The sequence below is a fragment of the Rhodococcus sp. R1101 genome (assembly GCF_000278445.1).
In the GTDB taxonomy this organism is placed as follows: Bacteria; Actinomycetota; Actinomycetes; order Mycobacteriales; family Mycobacteriaceae; genus Rhodococcus; species Rhodococcus gordoniae.
Map to the genome: position 1 here is coordinate 1 of NZ_AJVB01000705.1, position 1448 is coordinate 1448.

General features: G+C 69.6%; 1 protein-coding gene. It reads left to right on the forward strand.

Going from position 1 to position 1448, the window contains the following annotated elements; genetic code table 11:
• The coding region (locus tag R1101_RS28435; protein WP_037224907.1) for a condensation domain-containing protein at positions 1–1448 on the forward strand (1448 nt) is incomplete at both ends.

A 1448-nucleotide genomic window follows, 5' to 3' on the forward strand; every position in this document is an offset into this window, starting at 1 on the left:
GGGTGGCATCCTCACACCGTCCCTGCGTCAGGTGCTGGCGATCGGTGAGGCCCTCCCGCCGGCGACCGCGAAGCGCTTCGTCGAGCACAATGCCGCCCGGTTGGTGAACCTGTACGGTCCGACCGAGGCCGCGGTGTCGGTCACCGCCGGTGATGTCACCGATGCCTCGGGTGCGTCGGTGCCGATCGGTGTGCCCGAGTGGAACACCCGGGTCTACGTGCTCGACGAGCGTCTGCATCCGGTTCCGGCCGGTGTCGCCGGTGAGCTCTACCTCGCGGGCGCACAGTTGGCGCGTGGTTACTTCGGGCGCCCGGATCTGAGTGCGGAGCGGTTCGTCGCCTCGCCGTTCGGTGACGGGGAACGCTTGTATCGCACGGGTGACCTGGTGCGGTGGACCCGTGACGGTCAGTTGGACTACCTGTCGCGCACGGACTTCCAGGTGAAGGTGCGCGGTTTCCGTATCGAGCTCGGTGAGATCGAATCCGCCCTGCGGGCGATGGATGCGTTGCGTGATGTCGCGGTGATCGCCCGTGAGGACGAGCGGGTCGGCACCCAGTTGGTCGCCTACGTCGTGCCCGCCGAGGACAACACCCTCGACGTGGCGACGGTCAGGAGCGACCTGGCGAGGGGGGTGCCCTCGTACATGGTGCCCTCGGCGTTCGTGACGCTCGACGCGCTGCCGCTGAACGTCAACGGCAAGCTCGACCGCAGGGCCCTGCCCGAACCGGTCTTCGAGACCCGCGAATTCCGGACCCCCGTCACGCCGGCCGAGCAGGCCGTCGCCGCGGTCTTCGCCGAGGTGCTCGGCGTCGAACGGGTCGGCCTCGACGACGACTTCTTCGAACTCGGCGGCAACTCGCTGCTCGCCACCCAGGTGGCCTCGCGGCTCGGAGCCGCGCTCGGTGCGAAGGTTCCGGTGCGCGCCCTCTTCGAGAACACCACCGTCGCATCGCTCGCCGGTGCGGTCGAGTCGCAGCGCGGCGACGACCGCCGACCTCTCGAAGCCGTCGAGCGGCCCGAGCGCGTGCCTCTGTCGCTCGCGCAGCAGCGCATGTGGTTCCTCAACCGCTTCGACACCGAATCGTCGGCCTACAACGTGCCGATCGCGATCCGGCTCACCGGCGATCTCGACGTCGACGCGCTGCAGGCCGCCGTCGGCGACGTCGTGGCCCGCCACGAATCGCTGCGCACTTTCTACCCGGAGACCGAGGACGGTCCCGTCCAGGTCATCGTTCCCGCCGCGCAGGCGGTTCCCGACCTCACCCCGGTGGACGTGCCGGAGGCGGACATCGTCGCCGCCGTCCAGGAACTCGCGGCGACGATCTTCGACGTCACCACCGCCGTGCCGCTGAGCGCGCGACTGTTCCGGGTCCGCGAATCCGACTACGTCCTCGCCTTCGTGGTCCACCACATCTCCGCCGACGGCTCGTCGATGGGTCCGCTCACCC